Origin of the sequence: Avibacterium sp. 21-594 (genome assembly GCF_026226815.1) — a bacterium.
In the GTDB taxonomy this organism is placed as follows: Bacteria; Pseudomonadota; Gammaproteobacteria; order Enterobacterales; family Pasteurellaceae; genus Avibacterium; species Avibacterium avium.
Window position 1 is genome coordinate 1,398,606 of record NZ_JAKKOC010000001.1, and the last position, 14,388, is coordinate 1,412,993.

The 14,388-nt window shown below is 40.0% G+C and carries 14 protein-coding genes; 5 read left to right on the plus strand and 9 right to left on the minus strand.

What is annotated here, in order from left to right:
- Positions 1 to 167: 167 nt before the first annotated feature.
- The 3 genes from L5B76_RS06590 to L5B76_RS06600 all read left to right on the plus strand — a co-directional run bounded on the left by L5B76_RS06590 (position 168) and on the right by L5B76_RS06600 (position 3,962).
- Positions 168 to 869, plus strand: a complete 702-nt coding sequence (locus L5B76_RS06590) for a hypothetical protein (protein WP_265754741.1) — start codon at positions 168 to 170, stop codon at positions 867 to 869.
- Between the two features lie 55 nt (positions 870 to 924).
- Positions 925 to 1,500 (plus strand): autotransporter domain-containing protein, encoded by a 576-nt coding sequence (locus L5B76_RS06595; protein ID WP_265754742.1) that lies wholly within the window; start codon positions 925 to 927, stop codon positions 1,498 to 1,500.
- A 227-nt stretch (positions 1,501 to 1,727) separates the two neighbouring features.
- On the plus strand, positions 1,728 to 3,962 hold the full coding sequence (locus L5B76_RS06600; RefSeq protein WP_126372227.1) for a nitric-oxide reductase large subunit: 2,235 nt from the start codon (positions 1,728 to 1,730) through the stop codon (positions 3,960 to 3,962).
- 49 nt (positions 3,963 to 4,011) lie between these two features.
- Here L5B76_RS06600 and L5B76_RS06605 read toward each other — a convergent pair whose 3' ends face one another.
- Both L5B76_RS06605 and L5B76_RS06610 read right to left on the minus strand, forming a co-directional pair.
- Entirely contained in the window at positions 4,012 to 4,821 is an 810-nt protein-coding gene (locus tag L5B76_RS06605; protein ID WP_265754743.1) for a hypothetical protein, read from the minus strand.
- A 91-nt stretch (positions 4,822 to 4,912) separates the two neighbouring features.
- Entirely contained in the window at positions 4,913 to 5,773 is an 861-nt protein-coding gene (locus L5B76_RS06610; protein ID WP_265754744.1) for a phosphoribosylaminoimidazolesuccinocarboxamide synthase, read from the minus strand.
- Between the two features lie 187 nt (positions 5,774 to 5,960).
- Here L5B76_RS06610 and prfC point away from each other — a divergent pair, with 187 nt between their 5' ends.
- On the plus strand, positions 5,961 to 7,550 hold the full coding sequence (gene prfC / locus L5B76_RS06615; RefSeq protein WP_265754745.1) for a peptide chain release factor 3: 1,590 nt from the start codon (positions 5,961 to 5,963) through the stop codon (positions 7,548 to 7,550).
- A gap of 113 nt (positions 7,551 to 7,663) precedes the next feature.
- On the opposite strand, the gene yciH is transcribed toward prfC, so the two are convergent.
- The 7 genes from yciH to cmk form a co-directional block, all read right to left on the minus strand.
- Complete coding sequence (gene yciH / locus L5B76_RS06620) at positions 7,664 to 7,984, minus strand: stress response translation initiation inhibitor YciH (protein WP_265754747.1); 321 nt, start codon at positions 7,982 to 7,984, stop codon at positions 7,664 to 7,666.
- A gap of 1 nt (position 7,985) precedes the next feature.
- Entirely contained in the window at positions 7,986 to 8,681 is a 696-nt protein-coding gene (gene pyrF / locus L5B76_RS06625; RefSeq protein WP_265754748.1) for an orotidine-5'-phosphate decarboxylase, read from the minus strand.
- A gap of 18 nt (positions 8,682 to 8,699) precedes the next feature.
- Positions 8,700 to 9,890, minus strand: coding sequence for a lipopolysaccharide assembly protein LapB (lapB, locus tag L5B76_RS06630; protein WP_265754749.1), 1,191 nt, complete (start codon positions 9,888 to 9,890; stop codon positions 8,700 to 8,702).
- Complete coding sequence (locus tag L5B76_RS06635) at positions 9,890 to 10,186, minus strand: LapA family protein (RefSeq protein ID WP_103853140.1); 297 nt, start codon at positions 10,184 to 10,186, stop codon at positions 9,890 to 9,892. The genes lapB and L5B76_RS06635 overlap by 1 nt, the downstream gene beginning before the upstream one ends.
- A gap of 68 nt (positions 10,187 to 10,254) precedes the next feature.
- Positions 10,255 to 10,539, minus strand: coding sequence for an integration host factor subunit beta (locus tag L5B76_RS06640; RefSeq protein WP_103853141.1), 285 nt, complete (start codon positions 10,537 to 10,539; stop codon positions 10,255 to 10,257).
- Positions 10,540 to 10,605: 66 nt separating this feature from the next.
- Positions 10,606 to 12,249, minus strand: a complete 1,644-nt coding sequence (gene rpsA, locus L5B76_RS06645; protein ID WP_115249335.1) for a 30S ribosomal protein S1 — start codon at positions 12,247 to 12,249, stop codon at positions 10,606 to 10,608.
- A gap of 110 nt (positions 12,250 to 12,359) precedes the next feature.
- Positions 12,360 to 13,037, minus strand: a complete 678-nt coding sequence (gene cmk / locus L5B76_RS06650) for a (d)CMP kinase (protein WP_265754752.1) — start codon at positions 13,035 to 13,037, stop codon at positions 12,360 to 12,362.
- Positions 13,038 to 13,364: 327 nt separating this feature from the next.
- Here cmk and L5B76_RS06655 point away from each other — a divergent pair, with 327 nt between their 5' ends.
- Entirely contained in the window at positions 13,365 to 14,369 is a 1,005-nt protein-coding gene (locus L5B76_RS06655) for an ornithine carbamoyltransferase (protein WP_103855764.1), read from the plus strand.
- Positions 14,370 to 14,388: the final 19 nt, after the last annotated feature.

The window sequence follows — 14,388 nt, forward strand, 5'->3', positions numbered from 1 at the left end:
AAAAAGAATTATTAGTTTTATTGAAATTGCTTTTCAAAAAATATAGAATCAGCCAAATTTATCTCACCTTTTTATCCTATTATGAATATCAGATTTACACCGATTGCAATGGCCGTTGCCCTTGCCTTACATAGCCCTTTGCTCTTTCCCTTGATCGCCAAAGTGCGGTGGAAAAATTAAAAGATTTAACCGAAAACTCCCCATCAGAAGTCGATTGGCAAGACACCGATCGCACGGCGACAAGTGATTTTGTTAAACTTGCAAGAGCGATCCACGTTGATACGGGGTTAGATTTACGTTCTTTTAATGAAGGGGAAATTTATCCAGAAGAAATAATTGAAGACAAGAAAGCGGCAGGCGGGTTTAGAGTAACAACAGAATTCTCACCTAATAAAGAATATCCTAATCGTTATGACTTTGAACGCTTTTTTTACGATCTGCACGGAACGGAAATGGCTCGTATATTGCTCAATACCGCACAACATGGGCAAATTTACGCTGTTCAACGGCTAGGGCTTACAGATAGCGATTGGAGGCGCAGACTCCCTGCGACTAAAGCCGCAAATGAGCAATTAAAAGCACAAACCAAAGAATATGCCCCTGTTATTGCCCATATTTGGAATGAAGAAATTGCGGATAGAGATCTGGAAAGTCCTTATCTTCAATATATTGAAGAACGGTGGAAACAATATGGGGATAAGGTCGCTGAAATAGCTCAGCAAGGCTCATTACAATTATTTGCAACAGGTAATGATCATACTCAATATCCAGATAATCCTTATACTTCAGTACTAGCATTACTTGATTTTAATGACTATATGTCATTAAGAACCAATTTAAAAGATAAGGTTAAGCAATCAGCAACATAACTATGAAGAACGTTACAAAGCGGTAACTAAATCCTTAAAAAAAAGATTTACCGAATTGCAACTCCGCTACGGCTATGCTTTATCGCCACAAGTTGAATTGTTCGGTGCGGTGAATTACGGCAAAGGTAAGCTGAAATATCAAAGTAGCTTTAGCTTTAATACTGAACACAACAACAATGAAGGTCGCACAACGGGCTATGGCGCCAATGTTGGAATGGCGTGGCGTTATCCGATTACGGCGAATTTAAGCTGGCAAAATATGTTTGATCTTGCCTATGGATACAAAGAATTATCACATTTGGCAACGAGCAGTGATGTACAAATTAACAAACTGAAAACCCAGTTTAGTAGTCTTGGTGCTGTTTCCCAGCTTAATTACCAATTCGGTAATATCAATCTTTTTGCTCACACGCGCGTGCAAAAAAACTTATCCAGAAAAACCAAAAGCGAAGTCAATTATGTCGGCGTGCAAGCCAAGGTAGATCAACGCAATAAGATTTACCCGAAAACTCAAGTACAGTTTGGTGCGGGCAGCAGCTATCAATACAAAAATTGGAAAATATCTATAAGCGTCAATGTTGGTAACTACCACCAAAAAGGCACAAATATTAATCTAAGTTATTCTTTCTAATTGATAAAATCGTCATTCATTGAATGGCGATTTTTTTTATACATTTTCCACCGCACTTTATTTTTTAGAAATTTGATCTAACGCAACAAAATATCACTTTTATCTCCATACACAAAAATACTTGATAAAATTAGTCGGGTATTAATTCGTGCTGTCATATGGCTATCATTTGACAGTATTTTTCTGAGCTGTAAATGCTCTATTTACTTAAACTATGGAGATCTATTATGGGGCAATACAAAAAGCTCTGGTACACCTTAATTGTGGTGCTTATCGGCGCATTTTCTATTCTCGGTTATTTTGGAGTGGATATTTATCGTGAAGCGCCGCCCATTCCAGAAAAATATGTCAATGCCAATGGCGAAACCTTGATAACTAAACAAGATATTTTGCAAGGCCAAACGGCGTGGCAAACAACTGGGGGAATGCAACTTGGTTCAATTTGGGGACACGGTGCTTACCAAGCCCCCGATTGGACGGCAGACTGGTTACACCGAGAACTCACCAATTGGTTAGACATTACCGCACAAAAAGAATTTGGTAAAAATTTTGATGCTTTAGATGATGATCAAAAGGCTGTGTTACAATCTCGCTTAACTCGCGAATATCGTGGCAGCAAAGTTGAAAATGGTGCGGTGCAATTATCTGATACTCGTCAGCAAGCTATTGAAAAAACAGCACAATATTATATTTCCTTATACGGTGATGATCCGCAATTTAAACTCACTCGCGATCATTTTGCGATGAAAGATAACACTCTGCCAGCATTATCGGATCGTCAAGATTTAACCAAGTTTTTCTTCTGGACAGCTTGGACTGCTTCGGCTAATCGTCCAAATACAGATGCCACTTACACCAATAACTGGCCGCACGAACCACTCATTAATAATGTGCCAACGGCAGAAAATATTATGTGGTCAATTGCCAGTATCGTTTTCTTAATCCTAGGGATTGGAATGATGGTTTGGGTGTGGGCATTCAAGAAAAAAGAAGATGAAAAAGATCCAACACCAGATGTGGTTGATCCGCTCACTAAAATTCAGCTTACCCCTTCACAAAAAGCCTTGGGTAAATATCTATTCACCGTGGTCGCATTATTCATTGCACAAGTTACCTTTGGTACAATCGTGGCCCATTACACGGTAGAAGGACAAGATTTCTACGGTATTCCACTTTCTGAATATTTACCTTATTCCTTAATTCGCACTTGGCACGTTCAAAGTGCATTATTCTGGATCGCAATGGCATTCTTAGCTGGTGGTTTATTCCTTGCGCCGATTATCAATGGTGGCAAAGATCCAAAATATCAAAAACTCGGTGTAGATATTCTATTTTGGGCGCTAGTTGTCTTAGTTGTGGGATCATTTACTGGTAGCTATTTAGCGATTGCCCACCAAATTCCAAAAGAACTGAGCTTTATGTTCGGTCATCAAGGCTATGAATTTATCGATCTCGGACGCTTCTGGCAAGCAGTAAAATATGCAGGTATTTTATTCTGGCTAGTCCTAATGCTACGCGGCACTATCAATGCCTTTAAACAACCTGGCGATAAAAACTTACTCGCTTTGTTCTTTGCTTCTGTTATCGCTATTGGTTTATTCTATGGCCCGGCCTTGTTCTATGGCGAACACACTCATTTATCTGTGATGGAATATTGGCGCTGGTGGGTAGTACACCTTTGGGTTGAAGGCTTCTTTGAAGTATTCTCTGTGGCGGCACTTTCCTTTATTTTTGTCAGCTTAGGCTTAGTTTCACGCCGCACTGCAACCGTTTCCACTATTGCGTCAGCATCAATCTTCTTAATTGGAGGTATTCCTGGCACATTCCACCACCTATATTTTGCAGGGGCTACCACACCAATTATCGCCGTTGGCGCATCGTTCTCCGCGTTAGAAGTTGTACCGCTCGTGTTACTCGGTTATGAAGCTTGGGAGCATTGGTCAATGCAACAAAAAGCACCTTGGATGGAACGCTTAAAATGGCCTATTTACTGCTTTGTCGCCGTGGCGTTTTGGAATATGTTAGGCGCTGGCGTATTTGGTTTCTTAATCAATCCACCTATTTCGCTTTACTATGTCCAAGGGCTAAACACAACAGCAGTACACGCACACGCTGCGTTATTTGGGGTTTATGGCTTCCTTGCTCTTGGCTTTGTGTTTCTCATCGTGCGTTACTTACGTCCAAGCATTCAATTTGACGACAAACTGATGAAATTTGGTTTCTGGAGTTTAAATATCGGCTTAGTCGTGATGATTATTTCAAGCCTTTTACCAATCGGCGTAATCCAAGCGCACGCCAATATGGTACACGGATTATGGTATGCACGCGGTGAAGAATTTATGCAGCAAGATCTTTTCGTTACCCTACGCTGGGTGCGTATCCTAGGCGATGTGATTTTCGGCTTAGGCGCGCTTGCCTTCTTCTGGCAAATGGTGAAAATGGTTTTTGCAAGACAAAAATAAATCGTTATATTGATAAAATCCCCGTAAAAAGTGCGGGGATTTTTTTTCATTATTTTAAGAAAGCAAAATTCGTCCAAATGGGAAGGCTTGCTGTAATAAAAAAGAGCAATAAAAGCGTTTGATAGCTAAATTTCGTTTGTTTAATAATTGGAAAAGCAATAATCACCATTAATACAAGATGCAATAAAAAATATAGCCCTAACGCCAATTCATTAGCAAAAATCACCGCACTTTGCAGTGCCAAATAAACTAACAGAACAGAAAAAATGGCATTAAGTAGTAAGAAAATAATCATTATGAGTGGCAATAATGCGATAAATCCTTGTAAACGGTTTTTACTGATCACAAGAACCAAATTGGCCAAAATAACCCCTAATAGAATTTGCCCGAAAGGGGAATAAGGCAATAAAGCCACCCAAGATAGCTGGGTGAAAATTAATCCATACAACACAATGCCTAGAGCCGCTAATAACGTAGCAAAAAGCAAAATAGATTTACGCAACTGCACTTCTGCTGGTTGGAAATAAATGGCTAAGGTTGTACCTATTCCACATAAACAGAGCATATCCGTTAGCACATAATGATAATTAGAAAATAGGCTTAGCAAGAGCCAAAATATCCAATAAATTAAAAAATAATTATTCACCTTAATTAGGCGCGAACGTTGCCCATTACAAATTTCGCCCTTATGGCATACCAAAATACAAAGCAGTTGTGCAACAAAAACAGCAAGACTGAAATGTGAAATAGCCTTTGACTGACCTTGTAAATAAAGGGCGAAGCTATCTAGCGAAATTAACAATAATAAAGGCAAAAAGCAGGTGATAAAAAATACAGGCTTGGATTGATTTTCTGACATAATATTTCCTTTTCGTCATCTAAGCGGCACATTATGCAGAAATTTAAAAGAGCGGTCAAAATATCTCTGATTTTTAACCGCTCTTTTTCTACTATTTCGTCAATAAATCCAACGCTTCTTGGTATTTATCCACGGTTTTTTGAATGACATCTGCGGGAATTTTTGGCGCTGGGGGTTCTTTATTCCAACCGCTGTTTTCTAGCCAATCGCGGATAAATTGTTTATCAAAAGACGGCGGATTGACGCCTTCTTGATAGGTATCCACCGACCAGAAACGGCTAGAATCTGGCGTTAGCACTTCGTCCATTAAGGTGAGCGTGCCGTTTTCATCTAAACCAAATTCAAACTTGGTATCACAAATAATGATGCCTTTAGTCAGTGCATATTCTGCTGCGGCTTTGTAAAGGGCGAGCGCTTTTTCTTTCACTTGGGCTGCCAGCTCTGCTCCAATCAATCGTTCACATTCTGCATAACTGATATTAATGTCGTGATTGCCCACTTCTTCTTTGCTTGATGGGGTGAAAATAGGTTCAGGTAATTTGCTCGCTTCTTGCAAGCCTTTTGGTAATTCCAAGCCACAAATCGTGCCTGTTTGTAAGTAGTCTTTGAGACCACTTCCTGTAAGGTAGCCGCGCACGATAGATTCAATTTTAATTGGCGTTAAGCGTTTACAAACAACCGCGCGATCTTTGACTAAATCCGCTTCCGCTTTCGGTAACACATCATACACCGTGTCACCAGTGAAATGATTCGGCATAATTGAGGCTAATTTGTTAAACCAAAAATTGGAAATCTGGGTAAGAATTTCGCCTTTGCGCGGAATAGGATCATCTAAAATTACATCAAATGCAGATAAACGATCGGTGGCAACCATCAGCATTCGTTTATCGTCAATTTCATAGAGATCGCGCACTTTGCCCGAATAGATTTTTTTTAAACTTAGCTCGCTCATTTTGGCCTCTTTTTAATTCGTGAAAAAACTGTTGCATATTGTACCGCACTTTTCCCCTTTTGAAGCAAACGATTGCTTAATTTTTTTCGTTCAGCGAAAAATCGCACAAAGACAAAATAAAAGATTGAGAATAGGCTAAATATCAGGGAAAATAGAGCCCATTTTTTGACGATATACTTAGAGAACAATGTCTTTGAACGATTATCCACAACAAGTTAATAAGCGCAGAACCTTTGCGATTATTTCCCACCCCGATGCGGGTAAAACCACCATTACGGAAAAAGTGTTGCTTTACGGAAATGCTATTCAAAAAGCAGGCTCAGTAAAAGGAAAAGGCTCAGCCCAGCACGCGAAATCCGACTGGATGGAAATGGAAAAACAACGGGGAATTTCCATCACCACCTCCGTAATGCAATTTCCTTATAACGAATGCTTGGTGAATTTGCTTGATACCCCCGGACACGAAGATTTCTCGGAAGATACTTACCGCACTTTAACCGCGGTAGATAGCTGCTTAATGGTCATTGACAGCGCAAAAGGGGTTGAGGAACGAACCATTAAATTGATGGAAGTTACCCGTCTGCGCGACACGCCAATTCTCACCTTTATGAATAAGTTAGACCGTGATATTCGTGATCCAATGGAATTATTGGACGAAGTGGAAAGCGTATTAAATATCCATTGTGCGCCTATCACTTGGCCAATTGGTTGCGGAAAGCTTTTCAAAGGCGTGTATCATTTATACAAAGACGAAACCTATCTTTACCAGACTGGACAAGGGCATACCATTCAAGAGGTTCGCATCGTTAAAGGCTTGGATAATCCTGAGCTAGATGCTGCCGTAGGCGCGGATTTAGCCCAGCAACTGCGTGAGGAATTAGAGCTAGTCAAAGGGGCATCGAACGAATTTGATTTATCCCTCTTTTTGAGCGGTGAGCTAACCCCTGTTTTCTTCGGTACGGCATTAGGCAATTTTGGGGTGGATCATTTCCTTGACGGCTTAACCGAATGGGCGCCTGCACCGCAAGCTCGCCAAGCGGATACTCGTCTGGTTGAAAGTAGCGAAGAAAAGCTCACGGGCTTTGTGTTTAAAATTCAAGCCAATATGGATCCAAAACACCGCGACCGCGTCGCCTTTATGCGTGTTGTTTCGGGCAAATATGAAAAAGGAATGAAGCTCCGCCACGTTCGTATCGGCAAAGATGTAGTGATTTCTGATGCTTTAACCTTTATGGCAGGCGATCGCACCCACGCAGAAGAAGCCTATGCTGGCGATATTATCGGCTTGCATAACCACGGAACAATCCAAATTGGCGATACCTTTACCCAAGGCGAAGAATTAAAATTCACTGGCATTCCAAACTTTGCGCCAGAATTATTCCGCCGCATTCGTCTTAAAGATCCGCTCAAACAAAAGCAATTGCTCAAAGGTTTGGTGCAGCTTTCCGAAGAAGGTGCGGTGCAAGTTTTCCGCCCATTAACCAATAATGATTTAATTGTTGGTGCGGTTGGGGTGCTACAATTTGATGTGGTGGTTGCACGCTTAAAATCAGAATATAACGTGGAAGCCATTTACGAAACTGTAAATGTTGCCACTGCCCGTTGGGTGGAATGTGATGATGCGAAGAAATTTGAAGAATTTAAACGCAAAAATGAACAAAATCTTGCGCTAGATGGGGGGGATAATCTCACTTATATCGCGCCAACAATGGTCAATCTCAATCTTGCCCAAGAGCGTTATCCTGATGTCGCGTTCTTTAAAACAAGAGAACATTAAAAAACAAAAATGGGCATTTCGCCCATTTTTATTTTCGTTTTAAAAAGAAAAGTGCGGTAAAAATTTCCCAATTTTTTACCGCACTTTTTACTGTTTTCTATGACGGCTTAGTTTTAACCGCCTGCTAACTTCACAGTAAAGCCTTTTTGCTCTAATAACTGTTTGAGTAACTCTCGTTTTTCACCTTGAATTTCAATCAAGCCATTTTTTGCCGAGCCACCGCAGCCGCAGCGTTTTTTCAGTTCTGCAGCTAATTTTTTCAATTCATCATCGGGCAAATCTAAGCCTTTGATTACGCTAACACCACTGCCCTTTCTTCCGCTCACTTGGCGCTCAATACGAACGATGCCATCACCTTTAGGGCGTTCAGGCTGTGATTTTTCTGCTTTAATTCGGCCTGTTTCGGTGGAATAAACTAAGGTGCTTTCTGACATATTACCCCGCAATAGACGCATTAATCGCACGCAACACTTCTGCTGGATTTTCAGCTTGCGTAATCGGGCGTCCGATAACCAAATAATCAGAACCCGCTTGAATTGCCGCTGCTGGCGTCATTACACGGCGTTGATCGCCGAAATCAGAACCAATCGGGCGAATACCTGGGGTGATCAATTTGAAATCTTTGCCACAATGTGCGCGTAAAATTTCTACTTCCTGTGGCGAACATACCACACCGTCAAGCCCTGCTCTTTGGGTTAAATTGGCAAGACGAATCACTTGCTCCATTGGCGACGCATTAATGCCAATTTGTAGCAGATCGAGATCTTCCATACTGGTTAGTACGGTAACGCCAATTAAAATCGGTGCATCTTTGCCATAAGGCTCGAGAATATTTTTGGCTTCTTCCATCATTCGTAAACCGCCGCTGGCGTGCAAATCGACCATCCAAACGCCTAAATCTGCTGCAGAACGCACCGCTCTTGCGACCGTATTAGGAATATCATGGAATTTGAGATCAAGAAAAACGTCAAAATTACGGCTGTGTAGCTGTTTAATAAAATTAGTGCCTAGGGTGGTAAACATTTCTTTTCCCACCTTTAAGCGACATTGGCTTGGATCAAGTTGATCGACAAGGGCAAGCGCTTGCGCTTCTTTTTCATAATCTAGGGCAACAATCACTTTACTGCTCATTTTCACGTCCTCGTTAGTTTAGTTATATTCAATATCTGGCGTTGGTTTGATGCTTTCCCATTGACGACAAGAAGGACAGCACCAAATAAGTTTGTTTGTTTGATAACCACAATTCGTACAGCGATAATCAAAACCCTGCTTAATTCGCTCACCCACCATTTTTGATAGCAAAATCAGGCTTTCTTTACCGCGCCCTTCTTCGGCACTTTCAATTTGATATTGGATAAAGCGGTGGAAAACAATGGTTGTGGGGTTTTGATTGAGTTGTTGATAAAGTTTTGCTTGCGCAGCTACAAGGCCATCTTTTTCTGCAATAAAATCAGCTAAGGCAAGATCAACGGCACTGCTTTTGCACACTTGGCTCGCTTTAATGAGAAAAAGCTCAAAATTATCTTGCTGATGTAATTCTTCATAGCAATATTTTAAAGCCGACAGCACTTCACCAATGTAAGCGGGGTTTTGCTGCAAAATATTTTCTAAATTTTTTACCGCACTTTGATAATCCAGTTGCAACATTTCATTTTGTGCGAGTAATAATGACGCTCGGATACAATTTGGATAAACGGTTAAAGCGCGCTGTAAAAGTGCCGTAGCCATTTTTTTTTGCTCAGCATCAAGGCTTTGGGCATATTCACAATAATAATGTGCCAAGGGGATAGGATCAAAGTGCGGTGAAATTTTGGCGAGTTTTTCCGCGACATTAATGGCTTTTTTCCATTCTTTCATTTTTTGGTAAATGACCGCCAGTTGCTGTAATGCGTTTTCCGCAAAATCTGGCTCATCGACCAAAAGGATATACAACGCTTCAGCACGATCGAAAAAGCCAACGGTCATAAAATCGCGTGCAAGCTGTTGTTTAGCAAGCAGTTTTTGTTCAAAACTATAATTAGGGCTACGATCTAAGGCTTGGTGAATTCGTAATGCACGATCCACTTCGCCACGGGAACGGAATAAATTTCCTAAGGTGAGTTCGGCTTCAAATTGTGAACTTTGTTCAATTTCATTTTCTTGTTCTTGTTTTTGTAGAATGTCCAAGAACAAATCAACTGCTTTTTCTTGCTGATTAGAAAGAAGTAAATTCACCCCCGTTACATAATCACGGGATAATTTGTTGGTGATTTCTTCCTGATCCTTTTTCGCACTACGATGCCCCATATACCACCCATAAGCTGCGGCAATAGGAAGCAGTAGAAAAAGCAGTTCAAGCATTATTGTGGAGCCTTATCTCGGCTTGATGTTAATTCAGTAACTTGTGCGGAAAGGCGTTTTACCTTGCGTGCTAATCCCATATTTTTTAGTTTTAATTTGAGATAGAAAAAGCCAGTAATAAACCAACCTAACAGCAAGCCAAAACCAAATAAGATAGCCACTAACGTGGAAAGCTGTAATTCGCTTTGAGCAACAATATAATTAAAGGTAATGACTTGATCATTATTCGCCCCAATGGTGATAGCAACTAGCACAACGGCGAGTAAAATAATAAAACCAAAAATATACTTAATCATTACGCACTCCAAAAGATTTATATAAATACAAAAAACGACACAAAAGGTGCCGTTTAGTTAGCTGACTATTATGCTTGAGCATCTACACGCATTCTAAGATCTTTACCTGCTTTAAAGTGCGGTACAGATTTTGCGTCTAATTCAACTTTTGCACCCGTTTTAGGATTACGTCCTACACGAGGCTGACGGAAATGTAGTGAAAAACTGCCAAAACCACGAACTTCAACACGCTCTCCATTTTCCAAGGTTTGTGCAATTTGCTCTAAAATTTCTTTTACTGCATTTTCTACATCTTTAACTGAAATAGAAGGATGTTGTTGAACTAATGTTTCAATGAGTTCTGATTTAGTCATAATATTCTCCTAACTATCAAGAAGTTAGCGTGAGTTTCCCCACGCCAACTTTAAAGGGAACTAAAATTATTCACCTTTAGCTGCTTTGAATGCTTCAGCCATTGCGTTTGGAATAACTACTTCTTCTTTATTCACGCTTGCAACTGCTGCCGCTTCTTCAGCTTGATCTTTCGCTTTCACTGATAAGTGAACTAAACGCGCTTTACGATCTACACCGGTGTATTTCGCTTCAACAACATCACCTGCTGCAACTTCGCTTGTTAAGTCAGCTGCACGGATATAACCTTCAACACCGCCGTCTAATTCAACTTTAGCGCCTTTTGCATCTGCTTCAACAACTTTAGCACTTACGATAGCGCCTTTTTTGTTTGCTGCGATGAAGTTATTGAATGGATCATCTTCAAGTTGTTTGATACCTAAAGAGATACGCTCTTTTGCTGAATCCACTTGTAGAACTACTGCAGAAACTTCGTCACCTTTTTTGTAGTTACGAACTGCTTCTTCACCTGGTACATTCCAAGAAATGTCAGATAAGTGAACTAAGCCATCGATACCACCTTCAAGACCGATGAAGATACCGAAATCAGTGATTGATTTGATTTTACCAGTAACTTTATCGCCTTTGTTGTGCGTTTCAGCAAATTGTAACCATGGGTTAGGTTTGCATTGTTTTAAACCTAAAGAAATACGACGACGATCTTCATCGATTTCTAATACCATCACTTCAACAGTATCACCTAAGCTAACAACTTTAGATGGGTGAATGTTTTTGTTTGTCCAATCCATTTCAGAAACGTGAACTAAACCTTCAACACCTTCTAAAATTTCAACGAAACAACCGTAATCTGTTAAGTTAGTTACTTTACCCGTTAATTTGCTGCCAACTGGGTGATTTTCTGCGATAGCAACCCAAGGATCTTGACCTAATTGTTTTAAGCCTAAAGAAACACGAGTGCGATCTTTATCAAATTTTAATACTTTAACTGTGATTTCATCACCTACATTCACGATTTCGCTTGGGTGTTTAACACGTTTCCAAGCCATATCTGTGATATGTAATAAACCATCAACGCCACCTAAATCAACGAACGCACCGTAGTCAGTTAAGTTTTTAACTGTACCTTTAACTTCTGCGCCTTCCGCTAGGTTAGCTAAGATTTCTTCACGATCTTGGCTGTTTTCTGATTCGATTACAGCACGACGAGAAACAACAACGTTGTTACGTTTTTGATCTAATTTGATTACTTTGAATTCTAATTCTTTACCTAATAAGTGATCTGCATCGCGTACAGGGCGAGTATCTACTAATGAACCAGGTAAGAATGCACGAACACCGTTTAACTCAACTGTGAAACCACCTTTCACTTTACCGTTGATTAAACCGATAACAGTTGCTTGATCTTCGTAAGCTTTCTCTAATTCGATCCAAGATTCGTGACGTACTGCTTTTTCACGAGATAATTTAGTTTCACCGAAACCATCTTCAACAGCGTCTAACGCAACGTTTACCACGTCGCCAACTTTAACGTCTAATTCACCTTGTGCATTTTGGAATTCTTCAGCTGGGATACGCGCTTCAGATTTTAAACCTGCATCTACATATACGAAGCCTTTTTCAATAGCAACAACAGTACCGTTAACGATTGAACCTAAACGAGTTTCAAGGTCTTTTAATGATTCTTCAAAGAGTTGAGCAAAAGATTCTGACATAATTAATCTTCTAAATTTAGTTAATAACGTCCACTTTATATCCATAAAAAGTGGGGCTGATAATAAATGTTTATCCTTCCTTGAATAAACTGACGAAAATAATTTAAGCCTTAAAAATCAACCTTTTGGCGGATATAATCAAGAGCTTGAGCAATCACTTCCTCAATACTTAATTCCGTGCTGTCTAACAACAACGCGTCCTCAGCAGGTTTTAAAGGGGCGATGGGGCGATTTCTATCGCGAAAATCACGCTCTTCTATCTCGGCTAAAATCTGTGCAAAGTTACCACTAATTCCCTTAGTTTGCAACTGTTTATAGCGTCTTTTCGCTCTTTCTTCTGCGCTAGCATCTAAAAATAACTTCACCTGCGCATCGGGGAAAACTACGGTTCCCATATCACGCCCATCAGCAATAAGCCCTTTTTCGTTGGCAAAACTTTGCTGTAATTGCAATAATGCAGCACGAACTTGTGGGAATACGGCTACTTTAGATGCTGCCTCTGCCACTTCTTGCGTGCGAATCTGACGGCTCACATCTTCACCTTCTAAAATAATTTTAACTTCATTATCTTCAGGTAAAAATTCAACATCTAAATGACGAGCCAAATTAGCCAAAGCCGCTTCATCATCTAATGGCACTTGCTTTTTTAACGCCGCCAATGCAGTAACACGATAAATCGCCCCGCTGTCTAGCAAGGCAAAGCCTAGCTTTTGCGCTAAGGCATAACATAGCGTCCCTTTACCTGCGCCACTCGGCCCATCAACGGTGATCACGAGATTTTTCTGCATAGTTATTCGTTCTCTTATTGTGTTTTTATAAGTGCGCTAATGATAGCACAGCTGCGTACATTTCGCATTGTGATTTATAAAGTGCGGTGCTTTTTTATGGAATTTTTGCTTTATTTCCATACAACATAAACCTTTGGCTTTTTGTTGAAAATAAATAATAAATTTTGCTTATTTTTTAGAATTTTGTACGAAAAATTTACATTCAAACAGTAAATTACGCACCCTATTCGAAATCACTCTTTTTATAATTCATACCAACTTAAGGTGTTGTATCCACTGCATAATTTTATGCAGTTCTTTCCTCTCAATCATATAAGGAGAAATATTATGGCGTTTAATCTTAAAAATAGACATTTACTTAGTCTAGTTAATCACTCTGAACGTGAAATTAATTATTTGCTTGATCTTTCTCGTGATTTGAAACGAGCAAAATATGCTGGAACAGAACAACAAAAATTAAAAGGTAAAAATATTGCCTTAATTTTTGAGAAAACCTCAACACGCACTCGCTGTGCATTTGAAGTGGCCGCTTATGACCAAGGTGCAAATGTTACTTACATTGATCCAACATCTTCACAAATTGGCCATAAAGAAAGTATGAAAGACACCGCGCGTGTACTCGGACGAATGTATGATGCCATTGAGTATCGTGGCTTCAAACAAACTGTAGTTGAAGAACTGGCGGAATATGCTGGCGTGCCAGTGTTTAATGGTTTAACCGATGAATTCCACCCAACCCAAATGCTCGCCGATGTTCTCACTATGATCGAAAATTGCGATAAACCACTCACTCAAATTAAATATGTTTATATTGGTGATGGACGCAACAATGTCGGCAATTCTTTATTATTAATCGGCGCAAAATTAGGTATGGACGTGCGTATTTGTAGTCCTAAATCACTTTTACCAGAACCTGAATTAGTGGCGATGTGCGAAAAATTTGCCCAAGAAAGTGGCGCACGCATTACCGTAACGGAAGATATTGATCTTGCGGTAAAAGATGTGGATTTTGTACATACTGATGTATGGGTTTCTATGGGTGAGCCATTAGAAAGCTGGGGCGAACGTATTAAATTGCTTTTACCTTACCAAGTTACCCCAGAATTAATGAAACGCACTGGCAATCCAAGAGTGAAATTTATGCACTGCTTACCTGCTTTCCATAACAGTGAAACCAAAGTAGGACGTCAAATTGCCGAAACCTATCCTGAATTAGCAAATGGTATTGAAGTAACAGAAGACGTGTTTGAATCTCCAATGAATATTGCTTTTGAACAAGCTGAAAACCGTATGCACACCATTAAAGCGGTGCTTTATGCGAGTTTAACCTAGCGAATAAAAGGAGCATATT

Excerpts from the sequence above, each read along its gene's own strand:
- L5B76_RS06600 (WP_126372227.1), top strand. The coding sequence starts at position 1,728 with ATGGGGCAATACAAAAAGCTCTGGTACACCTTAATTGTGGTGCTTATC.
- L5B76_RS06605 (WP_265754743.1), bottom strand. The coding sequence starts at position 4,821 with ATGTCAGAAAATCAATCCAAGCCTGTATTTTTTATCACCTGCTTTTTG.
- L5B76_RS06610 (WP_265754744.1), bottom strand. The coding sequence starts at position 5,773 with ATGAGCGAGCTAAGTTTAAAAAAAATCTATTCGGGCAAAGTGCGCGAT.
- prfC (WP_265754745.1), top strand. The coding sequence starts at position 5,961 with ATGTCTTTGAACGATTATCCACAACAAGTTAATAAGCGCAGAACCTTT.
- yciH (WP_265754747.1), bottom strand. The coding sequence starts at position 7,984 with ATGTCAGAAAGCACCTTAGTTTATTCCACCGAAACAGGCCGAATTAAA.
- pyrF (WP_265754748.1), bottom strand. The coding sequence starts at position 8,681 with ATGAGCAGTAAAGTGATTGTTGCCCTAGATTATGAAAAAGAAGCGCAA.
- lapB (WP_265754749.1), bottom strand. The coding sequence starts at position 9,890 with ATGCTTGAACTGCTTTTTCTACTGCTTCCTATTGCCGCAGCTTATGGG.
- L5B76_RS06635 (WP_103853140.1), bottom strand. The coding sequence starts at position 10,186 with ATGATTAAGTATATTTTTGGTTTTATTATTTTACTCGCCGTTGTGCTA.
- L5B76_RS06640 (WP_103853141.1), bottom strand. The coding sequence starts at position 10,539 with ATGACTAAATCAGAACTCATTGAAACATTAGTTCAACAACATCCTTCT.
- rpsA (WP_115249335.1), bottom strand. The coding sequence starts at position 12,249 with ATGTCAGAATCTTTTGCTCAACTCTTTGAAGAATCATTAAAAGACCTT.
- cmk (WP_265754752.1), bottom strand. The coding sequence starts at position 13,037 with ATGCAGAAAAATCTCGTGATCACCGTTGATGGGCCGAGTGGCGCAGGT.
- L5B76_RS06655 (WP_103855764.1), top strand. The coding sequence starts at position 13,365 with ATGGCGTTTAATCTTAAAAATAGACATTTACTTAGTCTAGTTAATCAC.